Source organism: Paenarthrobacter sp. NPDC092416 (genome assembly GCF_044755025.1).
In the GTDB taxonomy this organism is placed as follows: domain Bacteria; phylum Actinomycetota; class Actinomycetes; order Actinomycetales; family Micrococcaceae; genus Arthrobacter.
This window is the reverse complement of sequence record NZ_JBIVQG010000044.1, coordinates 1-1,189: the sequence shown is the minus strand read 5'-3', so window position 1 is coordinate 1,189 and position 1,189 is coordinate 1. Positions and strand designations below refer to the sequence as shown.

Sequence of the window (1,189 nt, the reverse complement as noted above, 5' to 3'; positions counted from 1 at the left end):
CACTGATTCCTGGTCCGTCAACGAGACCTGGTTATAAAGAAAAGGAAATACCGTGACTACATCCAAGCAGTACCGATTGGCAGTTCTGAACGGCGATGGCATCGGCCCGGAAATCGTTCCCGCTTCCGTGAAGATCCTTGACGCCGCGATGGCCGCTGCCGGAGCGCCGGCCATCGACTGGACCGAACTGCCCCTGGGCCGTGAAGCGATCGACACCCATGGCACCGCCGTCCCGGCCGAAACCCTCCAAGCCCTCGCCGACGTCGACGGCTGGCTCCTGGGCCCGCACGACAGCGCTTCCTACCCCGAACCGCACAAGTCCGCACTGAACCCCTCGGGCACCATCCGCAAACACTTCGGACTCTTCGCCAACATCCGCCCCTCCAAGGCCTTCCCCGGCGGAAACGCCATCGTTGAAGGCACCGACCTGGTCATCGTGCGTGAAAACACCGAAGGCTTCTACGCCGACCGGAACACCTTCGCCGGCACCGGCGAGTTCATGCCCACCCCGGACGTAGCGATCATGCACGGCATCATCACCCGCGCCGCCACCGAACGCATCGCCCACTCCGCGTTCCAGCTCGCCCAGTCCCGGACCAAGCAACTGACCATCGTCCACAAAGCCAACGTCCTGAAAATGACCACCGGCCTGTTCCGCGACGTCTGCAAGGAAGTCGCACAGCAATACCCCGACGTCACCGTCAACGACTTCCACATCGACGCCATGACCGTGCACCTGGTCCGCCGCGCCAACAAGTTCGACGTCATCGTCACCGAAAACATGTTCGGCGACATCCTCTCGGACCTCGCCGGTGAAGTCGCCGGATCCCTGGGCATCGCACCCTCGATCAACTCCTCCGACACCCACGCCATGGCCCAGGCCTCCCACGGCTCCGCCCCGGACATCGCCGGAAAGAACATCGCCAACCCCATCGCGATGATCCTCTCCTCCGCCATGCTCCTGCGCTGGCTCGGCGCGAAGTTCGACGACCAGAAAGTCCTCCAAGCCGCCGAACTGGTCGAAAAAGCCATCGAAGCGACCGTCCTGGACGGCACCACCACCAAAGACATGGGCGGCACCGCCGGCACCAGCGACTTCGCCGACGCCGTCGCCACCCGCGTCACCACCGTCGCCCACGTCTAACCACACCACCCACACGCCGGGCGGGAACAAACCACCCCGCCCGGC

1 protein-coding gene is annotated in these 1,189 nt (G+C 64.3%); it reads left to right on the top strand.

The genetic code is table 11. The features are described from left to right. Positions 1-52 precede the first annotated feature (52 nt). On the top strand, positions 53-1,144 hold the full coding sequence (locus tag ACIQC5_RS24260) for an isocitrate/isopropylmalate dehydrogenase family protein (protein WP_400287782.1): 1,092 nt from the start codon (positions 53-55) through the stop codon (positions 1,142-1,144). Positions 1,145-1,189: the final 45 nt, after the last annotated feature.